Annotated in this window: 18 protein-coding genes; 6 read left to right on the top strand and 12 right to left on the bottom strand. The window is 70.1% G+C overall.

Annotated features, from left to right (window positions below):
* Window positions 1-99 precede the first annotated feature (99 nt).
* Together ACIA1L_RS06955 and ACIA1L_RS06950 are read right to left on the bottom strand one after the other, a co-directional pair.
* Window positions 100-1,284: an SPFH domain-containing protein gene (locus ACIA1L_RS06955; protein ID WP_396071559.1), complete on the bottom strand. Its 1,185-nt coding sequence runs from the start codon at window positions 1,282-1,284 to the stop codon at window positions 100-102.
* A 10-nt stretch (window positions 1,285-1,294) separates the two neighbouring features.
* Complete coding sequence (locus ACIA1L_RS06950; RefSeq protein ID WP_396071558.1) at window positions 1,295-1,744, bottom strand: NfeD family protein; 450 nt, start codon at window positions 1,742-1,744, stop codon at window positions 1,295-1,297.
* Window positions 1,745-1,862: 118 nt separating this feature from the next.
* On the opposite strand from ACIA1L_RS06950, the gene ACIA1L_RS06945 reads away from it, so the two are divergent.
* Window positions 1,863-3,176, top strand: coding sequence for a serine hydrolase domain-containing protein (locus ACIA1L_RS06945; protein ID WP_396071557.1), 1,314 nt, complete (start codon window positions 1,863-1,865; stop codon window positions 3,174-3,176).
* On the opposite strand, the gene ACIA1L_RS06940 is transcribed toward ACIA1L_RS06945, so the two are convergent.
* Window positions 3,173-3,979 (bottom strand): DUF3097 domain-containing protein, encoded by an 807-nt coding sequence (locus ACIA1L_RS06940; protein WP_396071556.1) that lies wholly within the window; start codon window positions 3,977-3,979, stop codon window positions 3,173-3,175. The two genes, ACIA1L_RS06945 and ACIA1L_RS06940, sit on opposite strands and share 4 nt — an antisense overlap.
* A gap of 89 nt (window positions 3,980-4,068) precedes the next feature.
* Here ACIA1L_RS06940 and ACIA1L_RS06935 point away from each other — a divergent pair, with 89 nt between their 5' ends.
* Both ACIA1L_RS06935 and ACIA1L_RS06930 read left to right on the top strand, forming a co-directional pair.
* On the top strand, window positions 4,069-4,851 hold the full coding sequence (locus tag ACIA1L_RS06935) for a hypothetical protein (RefSeq protein WP_396071555.1): 783 nt from the start codon (window positions 4,069-4,071) through the stop codon (window positions 4,849-4,851).
* Window positions 4,844-5,347, top strand: a complete 504-nt coding sequence (locus tag ACIA1L_RS06930) for an NUDIX domain-containing protein (RefSeq protein WP_396071554.1) — start codon at window positions 4,844-4,846, stop codon at window positions 5,345-5,347. The genes ACIA1L_RS06935 and ACIA1L_RS06930 overlap by 8 nt, the downstream gene beginning before the upstream one ends.
* Window positions 5,348-5,435: 88 nt before the next feature.
* Here the strand turns inward: ACIA1L_RS06930 and ACIA1L_RS06925 are convergent, their stop codons facing one another.
* Together ACIA1L_RS06925 and ACIA1L_RS06920 are read right to left on the bottom strand one after the other, a co-directional pair.
* Complete coding sequence (locus tag ACIA1L_RS06925; protein WP_396071553.1) at window positions 5,436-6,623, bottom strand: methyl-accepting chemotaxis protein; 1,188 nt, start codon at window positions 6,621-6,623, stop codon at window positions 5,436-5,438.
* A gap of 91 nt (window positions 6,624-6,714) precedes the next feature.
* Window positions 6,715-7,455, bottom strand: a complete 741-nt coding sequence (locus tag ACIA1L_RS06920) for an alpha/beta fold hydrolase (protein WP_396071552.1) — start codon at window positions 7,453-7,455, stop codon at window positions 6,715-6,717.
* A 130-nt stretch (window positions 7,456-7,585) separates the two neighbouring features.
* Here ACIA1L_RS06920 and ACIA1L_RS06915 point away from each other — a divergent pair, with 130 nt between their 5' ends.
* The gene (locus ACIA1L_RS06915) at window positions 7,586-7,924 is read left to right on the top strand and encodes an STAS domain-containing protein (RefSeq protein WP_396071551.1); all 339 of its coding nucleotides are present in this window, start codon (window positions 7,586-7,588) and stop codon (window positions 7,922-7,924) included.
* Window positions 7,917-8,297 (top strand): ATP-binding protein, encoded by a 381-nt coding sequence (locus ACIA1L_RS06910; protein ID WP_396071550.1) that lies wholly within the window; start codon window positions 7,917-7,919, stop codon window positions 8,295-8,297. Before ACIA1L_RS06915 ends, ACIA1L_RS06910 begins: the two co-directional genes overlap by 8 nt.
* Here the strand turns inward: ACIA1L_RS06910 and ACIA1L_RS06905 are convergent.
* From ACIA1L_RS06905 to fabG, 6 genes are all read right to left on the bottom strand, one after another.
* Entirely contained in the window at window positions 8,287-9,795 is a 1,509-nt protein-coding gene (locus ACIA1L_RS06905; RefSeq protein ID WP_396071549.1) for a PP2C family protein-serine/threonine phosphatase, read from the bottom strand. The genes ACIA1L_RS06910 and ACIA1L_RS06905 overlap by 11 nt on opposite strands.
* Window positions 9,796-9,825: 30 nt before the next feature.
* A complete protein-coding gene (locus tag ACIA1L_RS06900; protein WP_396071548.1) occupies window positions 9,826-10,428 on the bottom strand; it encodes an SAM-dependent methyltransferase in 603 nt (200 codons plus the stop codon).
* A 3-nt stretch (window positions 10,429-10,431) separates the two neighbouring features.
* Window positions 10,432-11,211: an HAD-IIA family hydrolase gene (locus tag ACIA1L_RS06895; protein ID WP_396071547.1), complete on the bottom strand. Its 780-nt coding sequence runs from the start codon at window positions 11,209-11,211 to the stop codon at window positions 10,432-10,434.
* Window positions 11,208-12,236, bottom strand: coding sequence for a ferrochelatase (locus tag ACIA1L_RS06890; protein ID WP_396071546.1), 1,029 nt, complete (start codon window positions 12,234-12,236; stop codon window positions 11,208-11,210). Before ACIA1L_RS06890 ends, ACIA1L_RS06895 begins: the two co-directional genes overlap by 4 nt.
* 185 nt (window positions 12,237-12,421) lie before the next feature.
* The gene (gene fabI, locus ACIA1L_RS06885; RefSeq protein WP_396071545.1) at window positions 12,422-13,189 is read right to left on the bottom strand and encodes an enoyl-ACP reductase FabI; all 768 of its coding nucleotides are present in this window, start codon (window positions 13,187-13,189) and stop codon (window positions 12,422-12,424) included.
* Window positions 13,190-13,249: 60 nt separating this feature from the next.
* The gene (fabG, locus tag ACIA1L_RS06880) at window positions 13,250-13,954 is read right to left on the bottom strand and encodes a 3-oxoacyl-ACP reductase FabG (protein ID WP_396071544.1); all 705 of its coding nucleotides are present in this window, start codon (window positions 13,952-13,954) and stop codon (window positions 13,250-13,252) included.
* 537 nt (window positions 13,955-14,491) lie between these two features.
* On the opposite strand from fabG, the gene ACIA1L_RS06875 reads away from it, so the two are divergent.
* Window positions 14,492-15,847 (top strand): AI-2E family transporter, encoded by a 1,356-nt coding sequence (locus ACIA1L_RS06875; RefSeq protein WP_396071543.1) that lies wholly within the window; start codon window positions 14,492-14,494, stop codon window positions 15,845-15,847.
* Window positions 15,848-15,904: 57 nt separating this feature from the next.
* Here ACIA1L_RS06875 and ACIA1L_RS06870 read toward each other — a convergent pair whose 3' ends face one another.
* Entirely contained in the window at window positions 15,905-16,336 is a 432-nt protein-coding gene (locus ACIA1L_RS06870) for a universal stress protein (RefSeq protein ID WP_396071542.1), read from the bottom strand.
* Window positions 16,337-16,501: the final 165 nt, after the last annotated feature.

Raw genomic sequence — 16,501 nt, 5'->3', positions numbered from 1 at the left:
ACAAAACCCCGCGCTGCGGCGCGGGGTTTTGCGATATTCGCTACGATCTCGCACCCGCCCGGGTCCGGCGGACCGGATCGGGCGGGTGGCAGCGGTGGATCAGGCGCGCTCGGGCTCGCCCGCGCCGTTGTAATCCGCGGCGCCCAGTGCGGCAGACGGCGGGATCGCCTCCGGCGCCGGCAGGCCCTGCGCGGAGTGCGGAATCGACTCGGCCGTGCTGGGTAGTCCCTTCGCGGGCTCCTGCATGGGCAGCCCCTTCGCGTTCGGGTCACCGGAGACCTGCGCCTCCGCCTCACGGACCTGAGCGCCGACCGCCGCCGCCTCGGCGGCTGCCGCCTGCGCGGCCTCCGCGGCTTCGCGCTCGACCGCGCCCGAGTCGACCGACTCGGACGGCTTGTCGCCGGCCATGTTGGCGAGGCCGCCGAGCGCGCCGCCGAGACCGTCCAGGGCCTTGGTCAGCTCGGTCGGCACGATCCAGACCTTGTTGGCGGTGCCGTTGGCGATCTGCGGCAGGGCCTGCAGGTACTGGTAGGCCAGCACCTTCTGGGACGGGTTGGCGGTGTGGATCGCGTCGAACACCGTACGGATGGCCTTCGCCTGGCCTTCCGCCTGCAGGATGCGGGCCTGCCGGTCACCGTCGGCGCGCAACACCTGGGACTGCTTCTCGCCCTCGGCGGTGAGGATCGCCGCCTGCTTGTGGCCCTCGGCGTTGAGGATCGTGGCGCGGCGTTCCCGCTCGGCACGCATCTGCTTCTCCATCGAGTCGCGGATGCTCGGCGGCGGCTCGATCGCCTTGATCTCCACCCGGGTGACCTTGATGCCCCAGCGGCCGGTGGTTTCGTCGAGCACGCTCGACAGGTGCCGGTTGATCTCCTCGCGGCTGGTCAGGGCGCGCTCCAGGTCGAGCGAGCCGATGACGTTGCGCAGGGTGGTCACCGTCAGCTGCTCGATGGCCTGCAGGAAGTTCGAGATTTCGTACGTGGCCCGAACCGGGTCGACCACCTTGAAGTAGAGCACCGTGTCGATGCTGACCACGAGGTTGTCCGAGGTGATCACCGGCTGCGGCGGGAAGCTGACCACCTGCTCGCGCATGTCGACCTTGGTGCGGACCGCGTCCACGAACGGCACCAGCAGGTTCAGGCCCGGGGCCAGCGTGCGCTTGTATTTGCCGAGCCGTTCCACGACATCCATCCGCTGCTGCGGCACGATGCGGACGGAACGGACCAGCGTGATCACCGCGAACAGGGCGATCACGAAGATGAGTACACCGATCACGACTTCCATGGGTGCCTCTCTATATATGGGGCGTGTCGTCGCGCCACACGATCGCCGTGGCGCCCTTCACCTTGATGACCCGGACATGCTCGCCCGGCAGGTAGCGCTCGGTGCCGTCGAAGGATCGCGCGGTCCAGAGCTCGCCGTCGATCTTGATCAAACCATGGTCGGCGTCGACTTCTTCGAGGACGGTCGCCTTCGAACCCTCGATCGCCTCGATGCCGAACGCCGTCTCGCCAGCCTCAGCCGCCGACCGCTGATGCCGCATGATGATCGGGCGGATGGCGCCCACGGAGAGACCGGAGACGATGGCGAAAACGATGGCCTGCACCAGCAGCGGGGCCCCGAGAGCCGCCGCGCCGGCCGCCGCGAGGGCCCCGACCGCGAAGAACATGATCAGGAAGGTCGCCGCGAAGGCCTCGCCGATCGCGAGCGCGATGGCGAGGACCACCCAGAGGACTGCTTCCATACCTCTGATCGTGACACGTACGTGCACGCGGAGCGACACCGCGTCAGCACTCTTGCCGGCGTAGCCGAATTCCGCTCCCCGCAGTTAGACCCTTGACTCCCAACCCGGAAGGCTCACCGTGTCCCTGTTGCCGGAAACCGGCCGACGTGTCACCGAGATCGCCGCCCGCGCGCAGTCCGCGGGCCGAGCGCCGTCACTGGCGCTGGCAGTGGTCCGCGACCGCTCGCTGCTGCATTTCACCGGCGCCGGCGAGACGCCACCACCGGACCCGAAGACGCAGTACCGGCTGGGCTCGATCACCAAGACGCTGACCGCCACGATGGTCATGCAGCTGCGCGACGAAGGCTTCTTCGCCCTGGACGACCTGCTCTACCGGCACCTGCCGGGCACCCCGGTCGGCGGGATCACCCTGCGCCAACTGCTGGCCCACGTCTCCGGGCTGCAGCGGGAACCGGACGGCCCCTGGTGGGAGCGACGCGACGTCGGCAACGTCGAAGAGCTGCTGCGCGAGCTGGCCTTCGACAAGATCGCCGGGCCGCCGTTTCGCACCTACCACTACTCCAACCTCGCGTACGGGCTGATCGGGGCCGTGCTGGAACGGGTCACCGGGGACAGCTGGACCGACCTCGTGGGCAAGCGCGTGCTGGACCCGCTCGGCATGAAGCGCACCACCTACTCCCCCGTCGAGCCGTACGCCCGCGGCTACGTCGTCCACGCCCTCGACGGCACTCTGCACGAGGAGCCGCGGCCGGACTCAGGAGCGATGGCCCCGGCCGGGCAGCTCTGGTCGACGGTCACCGACATGGCGAAGTGGGCCGCGTTCCTCGCCGACCCGGCGCCCACGGTGCTGAGCCGCGAAACCGTCGACGAGATGTGCACCCCGGTGGTGATGCAGGACGAGACGTGGACCGCCGGACATGGACTGGGGCCAGAACTCCACCGCGTCGGCGAGCGGATCTACGTGGGTCACGGCGGCTCGATGCCCGGCTACGTCTCCCAACTGCTGGTGCACCGGGCCAGCCGCACCGGCGTGATCGCCTTCGCCAACTCGTACGGCCTGCGTGGCACCTCGATCCGCGCGGTGGCCCTCGAAACCCTGACCGCCGTCCTGGACGCCGAGCCGGAGCCGCCGCTGCCGTGGCGTCCCGCGCCCGCCCCTGCCGGAGAGGCCGCCGAGCTGTGCGGACGCTGGTGGTGGATGGGCGGCGAATACGAGGTCACCGCCACCGGCGCGGAGCTGGTGATGGCCCCGGTCGGCTACTCGGCCCGCGGACCGTGGCGCTTCACCCGCGAAGCCCCGGACCGCTGGCGTGGCACGGCAGGTGTGAACGTCGGCGAGATCCTGGCCGTCCTGCGGTCCGCCGACGGCGAGGTCGACAAGCTGGACATCGCCACCTTCGTCTTCAGCCGCGACCCCCGCCACCTGGCCTAGTCGACCGGTTCCGTCACGAAGTCGATGAGCCGTTCCATGGCGTTGATCAGGGGCGTTTCGACGTCCTTGTAGCTGCTCACGCTGCCGAGGATCCGGCGCCACAGCTCGTACGGCTCGGCGACGCCCACCACCCGGCAGACACCTTCCTTCCACGGCTGCCCGGGCGGAATCACCGGCCACTCCCGCAGGCCGACCCGCTGCGGCTTGACCGCCTGCCACACGTCCACGTACGGGTGCCCGGTGACCAGAACGTCGGGGTGCTGCACCGCGGCGACTATCCGGCTCTCCTTGGAGCCGGGCACGAGGTGGTCGACCAGGACACCGACGCGGCGGTTCCGGGCCGGGCGGAAGTCGCGGACCGCCCCGGCGAGGTCGTCGATGCCGTCGAGGGGCTCCACCACGATGCCTTCGATGCGCAGGTCATCGCCCCAGATCCGTTCCACCAGGGCGGCGTCGTGGATGCCCTCGACCCAGATCCGGCTGGCCTTCGCGACCTGGGCGCGGACGTTGGCGACGGCCACCGAACCGGAGGCGGTCCGCTGCTTCGCCGGGGCGGCGGGCGCGGCCGCGGGCCTGCGCAGCGTGACGACCTTGCCGTCGAGGAGGAACGCGGCCGGTTCCAGTGGGAAGTTACGCCGGCGTCCGTGCCGGTCCTCCAACACCACCGCGCCGAGTTCGAAGCCGACCACGGCACCGCAGAAGCCGGCGTCCGCGTCTTCGACCACCAGGCCCGGCTCGGCGTCGACTTCAGGAATCACCGTACGGCGCCGCCAATTACCCGCTAATACGTCGTCGGCATACATTCACAGCACGGTAACTCCTCCGCCCGGACACGCCGGTTCCGACGCTCCGGCCGAGACAACGCCGTCACGGGGCACGTACCCTTGCTCGCATGTCCCCCGCAGCAGATGCGGCGACCCTGACGGCGCGCCGATCGACCCGGTTCGTCGCCTGGGTGCGCGCCTGGCGTGCCGGACTCGTCCCGTTCGACGAGCTGGCCGACGAGATCTCCAGCGACGAGGAGCACTCGGTCGCCGACGCCCCCGGCACGTGGAGCGACGTGCCGCTGGGCCAGGCGTTGCCCTGCTTCGCGAAGCTGCATCCCGATGAGATCCGCCTGGTGCTGCCGGTTCCCGGTGACCCGCGCGGGTTGCCCGGACCGGGCGAGCTCACCGGCGCCGCCCTGCTCGCCGGCGAGGCTGTCATGACGCCCTCGTTCGGCGTCGTCCCGGAGGTTCGCCGGCACACCTCCGGCTCGGGGGTCACCTTCGAGACGGTCCGCTGGCGCTTCTTCCCGGTCGCCGAGTACCGGCCGGTGTTCCAGCTGGGATCCGCCGAAGCCGAGGCGGAGCTGGCCCGCGCCCTGACCGAGGCGACCACCCAACTGACCCGCCTGGACGTCGCCCAGTGGCGTCCCGAGCTGGCCGGCGCCTTGCAGGCGCTGCGCCGCCCGGAGAGCACCGCGACCCTGCCGCCCGGGTTCGACCCCCGGTCCCGGCGGCTGTTCGCCCGAGCCAGCGTCCTCGACCAGGTGCTCGTGCTCGCCGAACACAACGCCCCCGGCGGCGCCGTCAACGGCTATGAAGCCCAGCAGCGCGACGCGGCGCTGCGCCCGTTGACCACGGCCTGCCGCCAAGCGTTGGTCGCGGCGTGCAATTCTCCTCTGCATGCCTGACCGTTACGCACACTGCACCTTCTGTGGTGCCCGCTTCGTCCCCGACCAGCCCTGGCCCCGGCGCTGCGCGGCCTGCGGCGAGACGAGCTACCTCAACCCCACGCCGGTCGCCGTCGCGGTACAGCCGGTAGGCAACGGCCTCCTGTCCATCCGCCGGGCCATCCCGCCCGCCCAGGACCGCATCGCCCTGCCGGGCGGCTTCATCGACATCGGCGAAACCTGGCAACAAGCCGCGGCGCGCGAGCTGCGCGAAGAAACCGGCCTGACCGCAAACCCCGATTCCGTACGCCTCTACGACGCCCTCAGCGCACCCGACGGCACCCTCTTGATCTTCGGCCTCTTCCCGGCGCTCGCATCCGCCGCAGACCTTCCCCCGGCCCCGCCCAACACCGAGACCCACGAACGCCTGATCGTGGACGGTCCGCAACCCCTCGGTTTCGAGCTGCACACCCGGGTGTCCGACCGCTGGTTTGCCGGCGCGGCCCCGGTTTCCTGATCCTGGTCCTCGGTCAAGAGCGACCGACGCTTCGGGTCACGAACGACAGCGGACGCTTCGGGTCAGGAACGACGGCGGACGCGTCAGGTCAGGAGTGGAAGACCGAGGCGAGACTCTGCAGGCGAGCGGCTGTGCCGGTGAGCTCGCCGACGGCGCGGTGGGTGTCTTCGGCGGCGCCGCGTACTTCGTTGGCGGCGGTGCTGACGGCGGAGATCGCCATGCTGATCTGCTCGGTGCCGGTGCTGACCGTGCCGGCGCCCTGGACCATGGTGCCGGTCGTGGCGGTCTGTTCCTCGATGGCGGCGGCGATGGTGACCTGGTGTTGGGCGATGGCGCCGATGATGGTGGCGAAGCCGCTGACCGCTTCGACCGCTTCGCCGGTGTCGTGTTGGATGCCCTCGATGCGGCGGGCGATCTCCTCGGTGGCCTGGGCGGTGGCCTGGGCCAGTTCTTTGACCTCGCCGGCCACGATGGCAAAGCCTCGGCCGGCCTCGCCGGCCCGGGCGGCTTCGATGGTGGCGTTGAGGGCGAGCAGGTTGGTCTGCGAGGCGATGGCGTTGATGGAGCGCAGGACCTCGTTGATCTCCTGGCTGGAGTCACGGAGTCGGGAGACGTTGCCGGTGGCGACCGAAACGCCGGTCACCGCCTCCTCGGTCATGCGGCTGACGTCGGTGGTGTTGGTGCTGATCTCCTCGATGGCGGACCGCATCTGATGGGTGCCGTCAGCGATGGCGCCGACCTCTTCGCTGGTGCGGCGCGCCGAGTGCGCCACCGTTTCCAGTTCGCCCGCGGCGGCGTCGGCGGCCTGGGTCATGGTGGTGCTGACTTGGCGCAGCGAGCCCGTGGAGCTGTTGAGCTCGGCGACCGCCTGGCGGATGCCGTCGACGGTGCCCTGGAAGTCGTCCATCATCGCGTTGTAGGCGGTAGCCATCTGGCCCAGCTCGTCCTTGCCGACGACCGGCATCCGCGGGCTGAGGTTGCCGCCCGCTGCGCCTTGGATCGTCGCGGCGCAGATCTTCAGCAGCCGGACCAGACTGAACACGACTGATCCTTGTAGCACGAAGCCGAGCGGCGCGAGGACGATCGGCACCCAGAGTGCCAGGGTGGCGAGCGACTCGAGGTCGGCCCGGCCGGTGGAGCCCGCGGGCAGCGTCTCCGCGACCGAGCCGGCCACCGAGTGGGTGAACACTCCGAGCCCGATGAAGCCGCCCATGAAGCAGATCAGGGCGATCAGGGTACGGATCTTGGGCGACACTCGGTCCAGCAGCGGGATCACACCCCGCCTATCGGCAGCAATCCCCCCAAAATGAGGCGAGCGTCACGCCCACCCGAGGACCGCGGGGCCGGCGGAAATGCATCGGGAGCGGTCAGAGGAACTCCTCCAGGATCGTCACGAGCCGGACCGGCGTCTCGTACATTGCGTAGTGGCCGGCTTCGGCGATGACCTCGAGGCGCGCGTTCGGGTAGGTGGTCATCCAGGTGGCTTCCATCGTGGGGGCGCCCAGGGCCGGGTCGTGGGCGCCCGCGATGGCGAGTGCCGGGACCGGGTTGCCTTTCACCAGATCGGTGATGTCGGTCTTCGCCCAGGCGGGCAGGTACGCGCCGAAGGCGGCCTCGGTCGATGACGCGTGGCTGTCCTGGACCATCCGGTCGAGCCAGTGCGCCGACAGCCGGTTGCCGGTGGTCAGGTCGATGATCGCCGTGCGGTTCGTCGAGCTCGCCGCCGCGCCGTCGAAGAGCGCCCAACCCTGCTCGTCGAACGGGACACCGCCCGCCGGGACCGGGCTGATGCCGACGAGGTGGGTGACCCGGTCCGGGGCGTCGGCGAGCACGTGTTGCGCCGCGATGCCGCCCATCGAGTGGCCGACCAGGGCGAAAGAGTCCCAGCCCAGCTCGTCAGCGGCCGCGAGGGCGTCCCGACTGATCTCGGCGATGCTGTAGTCGCCGGGCGTGTCCATGCGGTCGCCGTAGCCGCGGTAGTCCAGGAACGCCCAGGTGAAACGGTCGCCGTCGATCAGGTCCGGCAGATATCCCCAGCCCCGGGCCGAGCCGAACCAGCCGTGCAGGGCCAGTACATGGACGGGTCCACTACCCACAGTCGTCACCATGGGACGCATTATGGTCCGCGGTGGGGCACGGTGGACAGTCGCCGCTTCGGTGGATCAGGTGCGGCTTCCCGGCGCGCCGGTGGCATGATGTGGTCCGGTCCCACTGCCAAGCGAAGGGTGCTCGACCACGATGGCGCGCTTCGAGGCGAAGGTTTCTCCAGGTCCCGGTCGGATCGTGGTGACGCTGACCGGGGAATGCGATCTGGAAGGCCGCGACCGGTTCAGCGCGCTGCTGCTGGACGCGGTCAGCCGCGCCGAGGTGGTGGAGGTCGACCTGGCCGCGGTCGAGTTCATCGACTCCAGCGGCATCCATGCGCTCGTCACCGCACACCACGCCGCTCGGGAGACAGGTCGCCGGCTGCACGTCGTGCACGCCACTGGCGCCGTGGCGACCGTCCTGGACATCACCGGCGTGGGGCAGCTACTCGCGCCGTGCCCGCAGCCCGGCGCGGAGACTGATCATGACTGAACCGGCCGACGACACCCTTGCCTATCACAAGCCTGGCGACCTCAGCGCCGTCCGCGCCTTCGTGACGGACCGGGCGGCCGCCCTCGGTCTCGGCGAGCACCGCGCCGAACTGCTGGTGCTGGCGGTCAGCGAGCTAGCCACCAACACGCTGCAACACACCACCGGTGGCGGTCGGGTGCGGGTGTTTGCCCGGTCCGGCACCGTCGTCTGCGACGTCGTCGATCAGGGGCCACTCCCCGACCTGAACCGGCACATGCCGGCCGCCGACGCGGTGGGCGGTCGGGGGCTCGCCATCGTGGCTCAGGTCTGCGACGACGTGGAGACCACCGCGGTCGCGGACGGCACGCGGGTGCGGCTGACTTTCAAGCTTTGACGCGTACGGCGAGTAGGCACGTGTCGTCGTCCGGGTTCCCCTCGTGCAGCAGCCCCCGCAGCGTGACCAGCGGGTCCTGGCCTGGGTTCGCGGAGACCGCCGCCACGTGCTTGCGCACCTCCGCCAGGCGGGCACCGGAGTCGGCCGCCCGGCGTTCCACGAGGCCGTCGGTGTAGAACAGCACCAGATCGTCGGGGTTGAGCAGCGCGCCGGCCACCGGATAGGCGGTGTCGGCCTCGGCGCCCAGCAGCAGGCCCGGCGGTCGAGGCAGCTCGGCCACGGCACCCGCGCGCGCCGACAGCGGCGGTGGATGCCCGGCCCGGGCCCAGCCCAGCCGGCCGGCGGTCGGATCGTGCCGGGCCACCACCGCCGTGCCGGTGATGCCGAGCTGCACGCACAGCTGGTTCAGGTGTCCGAGCAGCGCGCCCGGGTCGTGGATGCCGATCGACAACCACGCCACCAGGGCGAACCGCAGGTGCGCCATCCCGTTGGCGGCCTCCAGCCCGTGACCCGCGACGTCGCCGACAGCGAGCAGGACGGTCCCGTCGGGCAGGGTCTGCGCATGCCACCAGTCGCCGCCGACCCGGACGGCTTTCTCGGCCGGAAAGTAGCCGACCACCGCCTGCAAACCGGGCAGCGCGATCGGCTCCACCGGCACGGGCTGGATCAGGTGTTGCAACTGGGCGGCCAGCCGATGCTCGGCCAGCGCGGTGGTCTCGCGGGTCCGCAACCTCTCGGCCAGGGTTTCCAGCGCCGACCGCGAGTCCACCCGCGCGGTCACGTCCTGCACCACGGCGTAGATCTTCACCGGCGCCCCGTCTGCGTCGCGGGCCGCGTCCGAGAGGATGCGCAGATGCTTGGTGGCCGTGCCGATGCGGAACCGGACCGTGACGTCGGAGGTCGCGCCGCTGTCCAAGGTTTGCCAGGCGGTCTCCGACAGGCCCCGGTCCTCGGGGTGCATCGCCGCCTGCTGCTGGGTCCGATTCAGCGGCCCGTCGGCGGGATCGCGGCCGAAGATCCGATACATGCCCGCAGACCAGTCGCTGCGGCCGGTGATCAGGTCGTATTCGGTCCAGCCCAGGCTGCCGAGCAGTTCGGTGCGTTCCATCCGGAGCTGGGCCTCGTCCGAGCGCTGCCACCACACCAGCAGCCCGCCCAGCACCCGGTGCACGGTGATGCGAAAGTGCGACTCCGCAACGACGCCGGACCCCTTGTCCGCATAGACGAAGTCACTCAACTCGCCCGGTACGCCATCGGCAAGCACCTGGAGGTAGAGCTTCCACAACGGACCGTCCACCATCGTCGGATACAGCTCGGCGAGGCGGCCCTGACGGCGGCTCGCACCCCGGCCGTAGATGTCCGCGACCCGGTCGCTGGTCGCCGCGACCGTGAAGTCCACGACCGCGCCGTCCGCGCCGGGCACCGGCAGCAGCCACGTGCACCCGGCCGGGATGGCCGAGAGCACTTCCTGCACGAGCGCGGCGACGTCGTCAGCCATGCGGGCAGCCTAGACTCCTCGACCGGCCAGTCAGGACTTCCGCCGCAGGATGTCCAGCAGGAACCAGTCGTCCTCGTGATGCACGACGGGTTCCAGGCCCGGCCGGGCGGCCAAGGCGGCGTGCACGTTGAAGCCGTCGTAGCCGCCCTGCTCCCGGTCGCGGAAATGCACCGCGGCGATGTCTCCGCCCGGCTCCAGCCGCTGCACGAGCCCGTCGAGCAGTGCTTCCAGGTCGTCGGCGGACAGGTAGTAGAGCAGGTCACCGACGACGATCAGGTCATAGGTCGCGTCCGGCAGCTCGGCGGGCAGCAGGGCGCGCTTGACGCGTACGTGCGGAAGGTGGTGGGTCAGTGCACGGGCCTGGTCCACCGCGGCGTCGACGCAGTCGACGGCCAGGATCTCGTCGCAGCGCGGCGCGAGCTGCCGAGTCAGCATGCCGACCGCACAGCCGGGCTCGTAAGCGCTGCGGTAGCGCTCGCGGGGCAGGCTGGCGAGGGTGACCGCGTATTTACGCTGGTCGCTCCACTTAGTGGCGTTGTCCCACGGGTCGTCCTTGGCGAGGTACATCCCCAGGAAATGCTCGGCGGAGACGCTGGCCGGTGGCGCCTCGGCGTCACCCGGTCGTCGGGTCACGGCTCAGATCTCCCCGATCAGGTCGACGACACTGTCCACAATCCGCGACGGCCGGTACGGGTAGCGCTCGCTCTCCGCCCGCGTACTGATGCCGGTGAGGACCAGGATCGTCTCCAGCCCCGCCTCCAGGCCGCACAACACGTCGGTGTCCATCCGGTCGCCGATCATCGCCGTAGTCTCGCTGTGTCCGCCGATGACGTTCAGCGCCGAGCGCATCATCATCGGGTTGGGCTTGCCCACGAAGTAGGGCTCCACTCCGGTCGCCTTCGAGATCATCGCCGCCACCGACCCGGCGGCCGGCAGCGCGCCCTCGGTGGACGGGCCGGTCGCGTCCGGGTTGGTGCAGATGAACCGGGCGCCACCGTTGATCAGCCGGACTGCCTTGGTGATCTGCTCGAAGCTGTAGGTGCGGGTCTCGCCCAGCACCACGTAGTCCGGGGAAAACTCGGTCAAAACGTAACCCGCCGCGTGCATCGCGGTGGTCAGACCGGCCTCACCGATGACGTACGCCGTGCCGCCCGGCCGCTGGTCAGCGAGGAACTGGGCGGTCGCCAGCGCCGCCGTCCAGATCGACCGCTCGTCCACGTCGAAACCCATCCGGACAAGCCGGGCCTGCAGGTCCCGCGGGGTGTAGATCGAGTTGTTGGTGAGGATGAGGAACGGCTTGCCGGACGCCTTCATCCGATTGACGAACTCGGGCGCCCCGGGCACCGGCTCGCCCTCGTGGACCAGCACGCCGTCCATGTCGGTGAGCCAGCTCTCGACGGGCTTGCGCTCGGTCATGGGGTTCCTCGTCTCTGCGGTGCCGGGCAGCAGTTCTCCGGGCACACGTCCCAGACCGGGAGCGTACCCAGCCGGCCAGGGTCGGCTGCGGCGGTCCGCTCCAGCACCAACTCGCGGATCATCGCCACGAACCGGGCATCAGTACCGGGCGTGCCCGCGCGGGCGTAGCCGAGGCCGAGCTCGGCGGCGGTGTCCTTCGCCTCGTTGTCCAGGTCCCAGATCACCTCGAGGTGGTCGGAAACGAATCCGATCGGGCTCACCACGACGTCGGTGACGCCCTTCTCGGCAAGCGCGGCGAGATGGTCGTTGATATCCGGCTCCAACCACGGCACCTGCGGCGGGCCGGACCGGCTCTGCCACACCAGATCCCAGGGCAGGTCCGGGGCGGCCGCGGCGTGCACCAGCGTGGCGGTCTCCTGCAGCTGGGCTTCGTACCGGCCGCCGTCTGGGCCCGCGTTGGCGGCCATCGTCACCGGGATGGAGTGCGCGGTGAACACCAGGCGGGTGGTGGCGCGGCGGGCCGGGTCCAGCGTCGCGAGGGCCGTGGTGACGGCGTCGGCGTGCGGGCGTACGAAACCGGGGTGGTCATGGAACTGCCGCAGTTTGGTGATCACGGGCGCGCCGGGACCCACCTTCGCCCGCGCCTGCGCAATGTCCTCCCAATATTGCCGGCAGGACGAATAGCCGCCGTACGCGCTGGTCGCGAACCCGAGCGCCGACGTGATGCCGTCGTCCCGCATCTGCGCCACGGTGTCGGCGAGCATCGGCTCCCAGTTCCGATTGCCCCAGTACGCCGGCAGCCCCACCCCGTTCGCGGCAAAGTCAGCCTGCACGGCAGCGAGCAGCTCCCGACACTGCTGATTGATCGGCGAAACGCCCCCGAAGTGGTAGTAGTGTTCGGCCACTTCAGCAAGCCGTTCCTCCGGGATGCCCCGCCCCCGCGTCACGTTCCGCAAGAACGGCATCACATGATCGGGATGCTCAGGCCCCCCGAAGGACATCAACAGAAAAGCGTCGTAAGCCACCGGACGCAATCTACTAGCCCCTCATCTCCTGTCTGACGCCACCGCAACCAAAGTCGCACTGCGCCCGCCGACGTCGAGGGCGCCGAAACGAACTAGGCGTTCTTTGCCGTGGTTCGTTTCGGTGTCCTCGACGTCGGCTCCCAGGGGCGCAGTGCCCGCCGAGCGAAGCGAGGCCATGTCACAGCTCAAGCACCTAGGGCGTGGTAGCCACCATCGACGTGGATGATTTCGCCGGTGGTGGCCGGGAACCAGTCGCTCAGGAGGGCGCAGACCGCGCGGGCGGTGGGCTCGGTGTCGGTGAGGTCCCAGCCCAGCGGGGCGCGGTCGGCCCAGGCGTCCTCGAACTGCTCGAAGCCGGGGATCGACTTGGCGGCCATGGTGCGCAGCGGGCCGGCCGAGACGAGGTTGCTGCGGATGCCCTGCTTGCCCAGGTGCAGGGCGAGGTAACGGGAGGCGGATTCGAGGCCGGCCTTGGCGACGCCCATCCAGTCGTACACCGGCCAGGCCTTGGTGGCGTCGAAGGTGAGGCCGACGACGCTGCCGCCGGAACCCATCAACGGCAGGCAGGCCGTGGCCAGGGACTTGTAGGAGAAGGTCGACACCTGTACCGCCGTAGCCACGTCCTCCCACGGCGCGTCGAGGAAGCCGCCGCCGAGGCAGCTCTGCGGCGCGAAGCCGATCGAGTGCACCACGCCGTCGAGGCCGTCGACGTGTTCGCGGACCTTGTCGGACAGCCCAGCCAACTGCTCCGGGTTCGTCACGTCCAGCTCGATGACCGGCGCAGGGGTGGGCAGCCGCTTGGCGATCCGCTCGACCAGGGACATGCGGCCGTACCCGGTCAGCACGACGCTGGCGCCCTGCTCCTGGGCGATCTTCGCCACCGAGAACGCGATCGACGCGTCGGTGATGATGCCGGTGATGAGCAGCCGCTTACCGGCCAGCAGTACAGACACGCTCTCTCCTGAATTCGTCATCAAGGGGTCAGTGGGCAGTGCTGTCAGTGGGCAGTGCTGTCAGTGACCCATGCCGAGGCCGCCGTCGACCGGCACGACCGCACCCGAGATGTATCCGGCGCCGTCACCGGCGAGGAACGTGACGGCCTGGGCCACCTCGTCCGGAGCCGCGAGCCGACCGGCCGGGATCGCCTTGAGGATCTCCTCGCGGCGGGCGTCGGTCAGCACGTCGGTCATCTCGGTGTCGATGAAACCGGGCGCGACGACGTTCGCCGTGATGTTACGGCTGCCCAGCTCACGGGTGATCGAGCGGGCCATGCCAACCAGGCCGGCCTTGCTCGCCGCGTAGTTCACCTGGCCGGGGCCGCCGTAGAGGCTGACGACCGAGGAGATGAAGATGATCCGGCCCCACTTGGCGCGCAGCATCTTGGTGCTGGCCCGCTTCGCACAGCGGAAGGCGCCGGTGAGGTTGGTGTCCAGCACCCGAGTGAACTGGTCCTCGGACATCCGCATGATCAGCGTGTCGTCCGTGATGCCGGCGTTGGCGACGAGCACCTCCACCGGGCCCAGCTCCTTCTCGACCGTGGTGAAGGCCGCATCGACAGCGGCACCGTCGGTGATGTCGCACTGGACACCGAACAGCCCGTCGGGAGCGCCGCTGCCGCGGTGCGTGACGGCCACCCGGTCGCCCTGCTTCTCGAACGCACGGGCGATTGACAGGCCGATGCCGCGATTACCTCCGGTCACCAACACGGTGCGGGCCAACGCGCTGCTCCTTCACTCGCTGATCTGCAAGACATGAACTGCCTGAGACTAGGTGTTACCACCGGGTAGGACGACACGGCCCGGGGTTGCGCGCTCCCCGTGCCCCCGGGCGGTACGCTCACCGACGGTTCTGATGCCCGCACGACCGACGGAGGTGATCGCTGTGCGAGATAGCGATCCTCCCAGTCGTGGCCGGGCCGTCCGTCAGCCTGCCTGAGCCCGCTGACGCGTAGACCCATCCCGCTCCCCCGCCAGCTCATCCGGAGTTTGGCGTCGTCGTGCCGCGCCGCGCGACCGGGGCAGGGTGCCGGCCGCGACGCTCCCTGTGCGCACCTTTCCCTGTCGCTTCCTGCCGGAAAGTTACTGCCATGCGCCGTTTTGTCGCTCCGCTCAGCTTCACCATCGCCGCCGCCTGGATCGTCGTGGTGTTCGTCTTGGTCCACAACGCACCTTGAGAGAGTGAACTGCCGGGATTCGGGGCAGTAAGGGTCGCCCGGTCAGGTGTGCTGCCGGGAACGACCCGGAGGTGCGCCCCACATGTCCTGGACCCAGTCACTCAGGGAACGGACCCGTCAGCAGTTCGCGACGGCGGCCTCCCGCAACGCACCGCCGCCGTTCACCGCGGATCCGGAGCTGCAGGAGGCCGCGCCGGTCGTCGTGGTGGAACGGCAGTCCCACAGCGATCAGGTCCTGCCCCGCGGGGTGCGGACGGCCGGCGCCTGGGCCTGGCGATTCATTCTGATCGTCGCGGCCGCGTACGTATTCCTCCAGGTTGTTGCCCTGCTCCGAGTCGTCGTCATCCCGGTGGTGGTGGCGATCCTGCTCGCCGCCCTGTTCCAGCCGGCCGCGGCGGCACTGGTGCGCTGGGGCATGAAGCGCTCCCTGGCCGCCGGGCTGGTGCTGATCGCCGCACTGCTGGTGGTGTTCGGCGGTCTGGGCCTGATCGTCCGCACCTTCATCGCCGAGATCGACACCCTGTCGGCGCAGGTCAGCGACGGCATCGAGGAGGTGCAGACGTGGCTCGCCCAGGGGCCGCTGCACGTCACCGACGACCAGCTCAGCAAGTATGTGGAACGGATTCAGCAGGCGATCACCGAGAACCAGGGCGCCCTGACCTCCGGCGCGCTGAGCACCGCCACCACGGTCGGCGAGGTCGTCACCGGCTTCTTCCTGGTGCTTTTCACCCTGTTCTTCTTCCTGCGCGACGGCGGCCAGATCTGGTCGTTCCTGTGTCGGCTGCTGCCCCGCGAGGCCCGGGTCCCCACCGCTCGCGCCGGCCACTACTCCTGGCACACGCTCGTGTCCTATGTGCACGCCACGGTGCTGGTGGCCTTCGTCGACGCGGTCGGCATCGGCATCGGCCTGTTCGTCCTCGACGTCCCGCTGGCTCTGCCGCTAGCCGCGCTGGTGTTCCTGGGCGCGTTCATCCCGGTGGTCGGCGCCGCGATCACCGGCGCAGTCGCCGTCCTGGTCGCGCTCGTCGCTGACGGGCCGGTCACCGCGCTCATCGTGCTGGCGGTCGTCATCGCCGTGCAGCAGCTCGAAGGCCATGTGCTGCAACCGCTCATCATGGGCCGGGCGGTGGCACTGCACCCGCTCGCCGTCATCCTTGCCATCGCGACCGGCATCGTGGTCGCCGGCATCGTCGGCGGTCTCATCGCGGTGCCGCTGCTGGCCGTGCTCAACACCGCCATCCGCTACCTGGTCGAGCACCCGTCCGGCGAGCCCACCCCGGACCGCGAACCGCCGGGCACCGAGCCGACCGACGACGAGGAGGCCGAGGCGGAGGACGCCCTGGAGACGGCCGAGCGCCGGGCGGACCCGTCGGAGCCGCCGGCCGCGGCGACTTCGGTCGGCGAGCCGGCGCCGGGTCCGGCCGGGCGCACGCCCTGACCGGACAGTGCGGGGCCGGGTCGGCCGGTCGGTGCCAGACCGGGCCGGCCGGCCCGGTCAGCGAACGACGGTCACCGGGCATTTCGCGTACGCCGCAACGTGTTGACTGACCGAACCGAGCACCAGCCCGGCAAAACCACCATGCCCCCGCTCGCCGACCACGAGCAGCTGGGCATTGGCCGACTCGTCGATCAGCACCTTCGCCGCACGACCCTGCTTGACCTGTGGCTTGACCAGCACCGCCGGCTGCCTGCCCAGCTCCTCGGTGATGACCTGGAGGAGGTCGTCGGCGGTGCGCTGGCTCGGGTCGGGCACGTACCGCTCGGACACGCTGACGTTGCCGGCCGGGGGCAGCAGGGTGTGTTCCCACACGTTGACGACGATCAGGTCGGTCCCGTGAACCGCGGCTTCGGCGGCGGCCCAGCGCAGTGCCTTGCGGCTGCCGGGCGAGCCGTCGACACCGACCACGATGGTCTTCGGTTCGCTCACGGTGGTTCCCCTCTCGATGAGTCGCCGCACGGTGGTCCTCATGGTGACCGCAACCCGGCACTCCCGCCATTCGAGCCGCCGCACTGTCCACGATGTGCGGCGTCGGCCCCGTACGCATAGACAGCTGTTGCGGCTCTGGCAGGGCGGGCTTAGCGTCGAATCGCA

It is taken from the genome of Actinoplanes sp. NPDC051859 (genome assembly GCF_044452725.1).
In the GTDB taxonomy this organism is placed as follows: domain Bacteria; phylum Actinomycetota; class Actinomycetes; order Mycobacteriales; family Micromonosporaceae; genus Actinoplanes.
The sequence above is the reverse complement of the archived record's forward strand: the minus strand, read 5'-3'. Positions and strand labels throughout refer to the sequence as shown.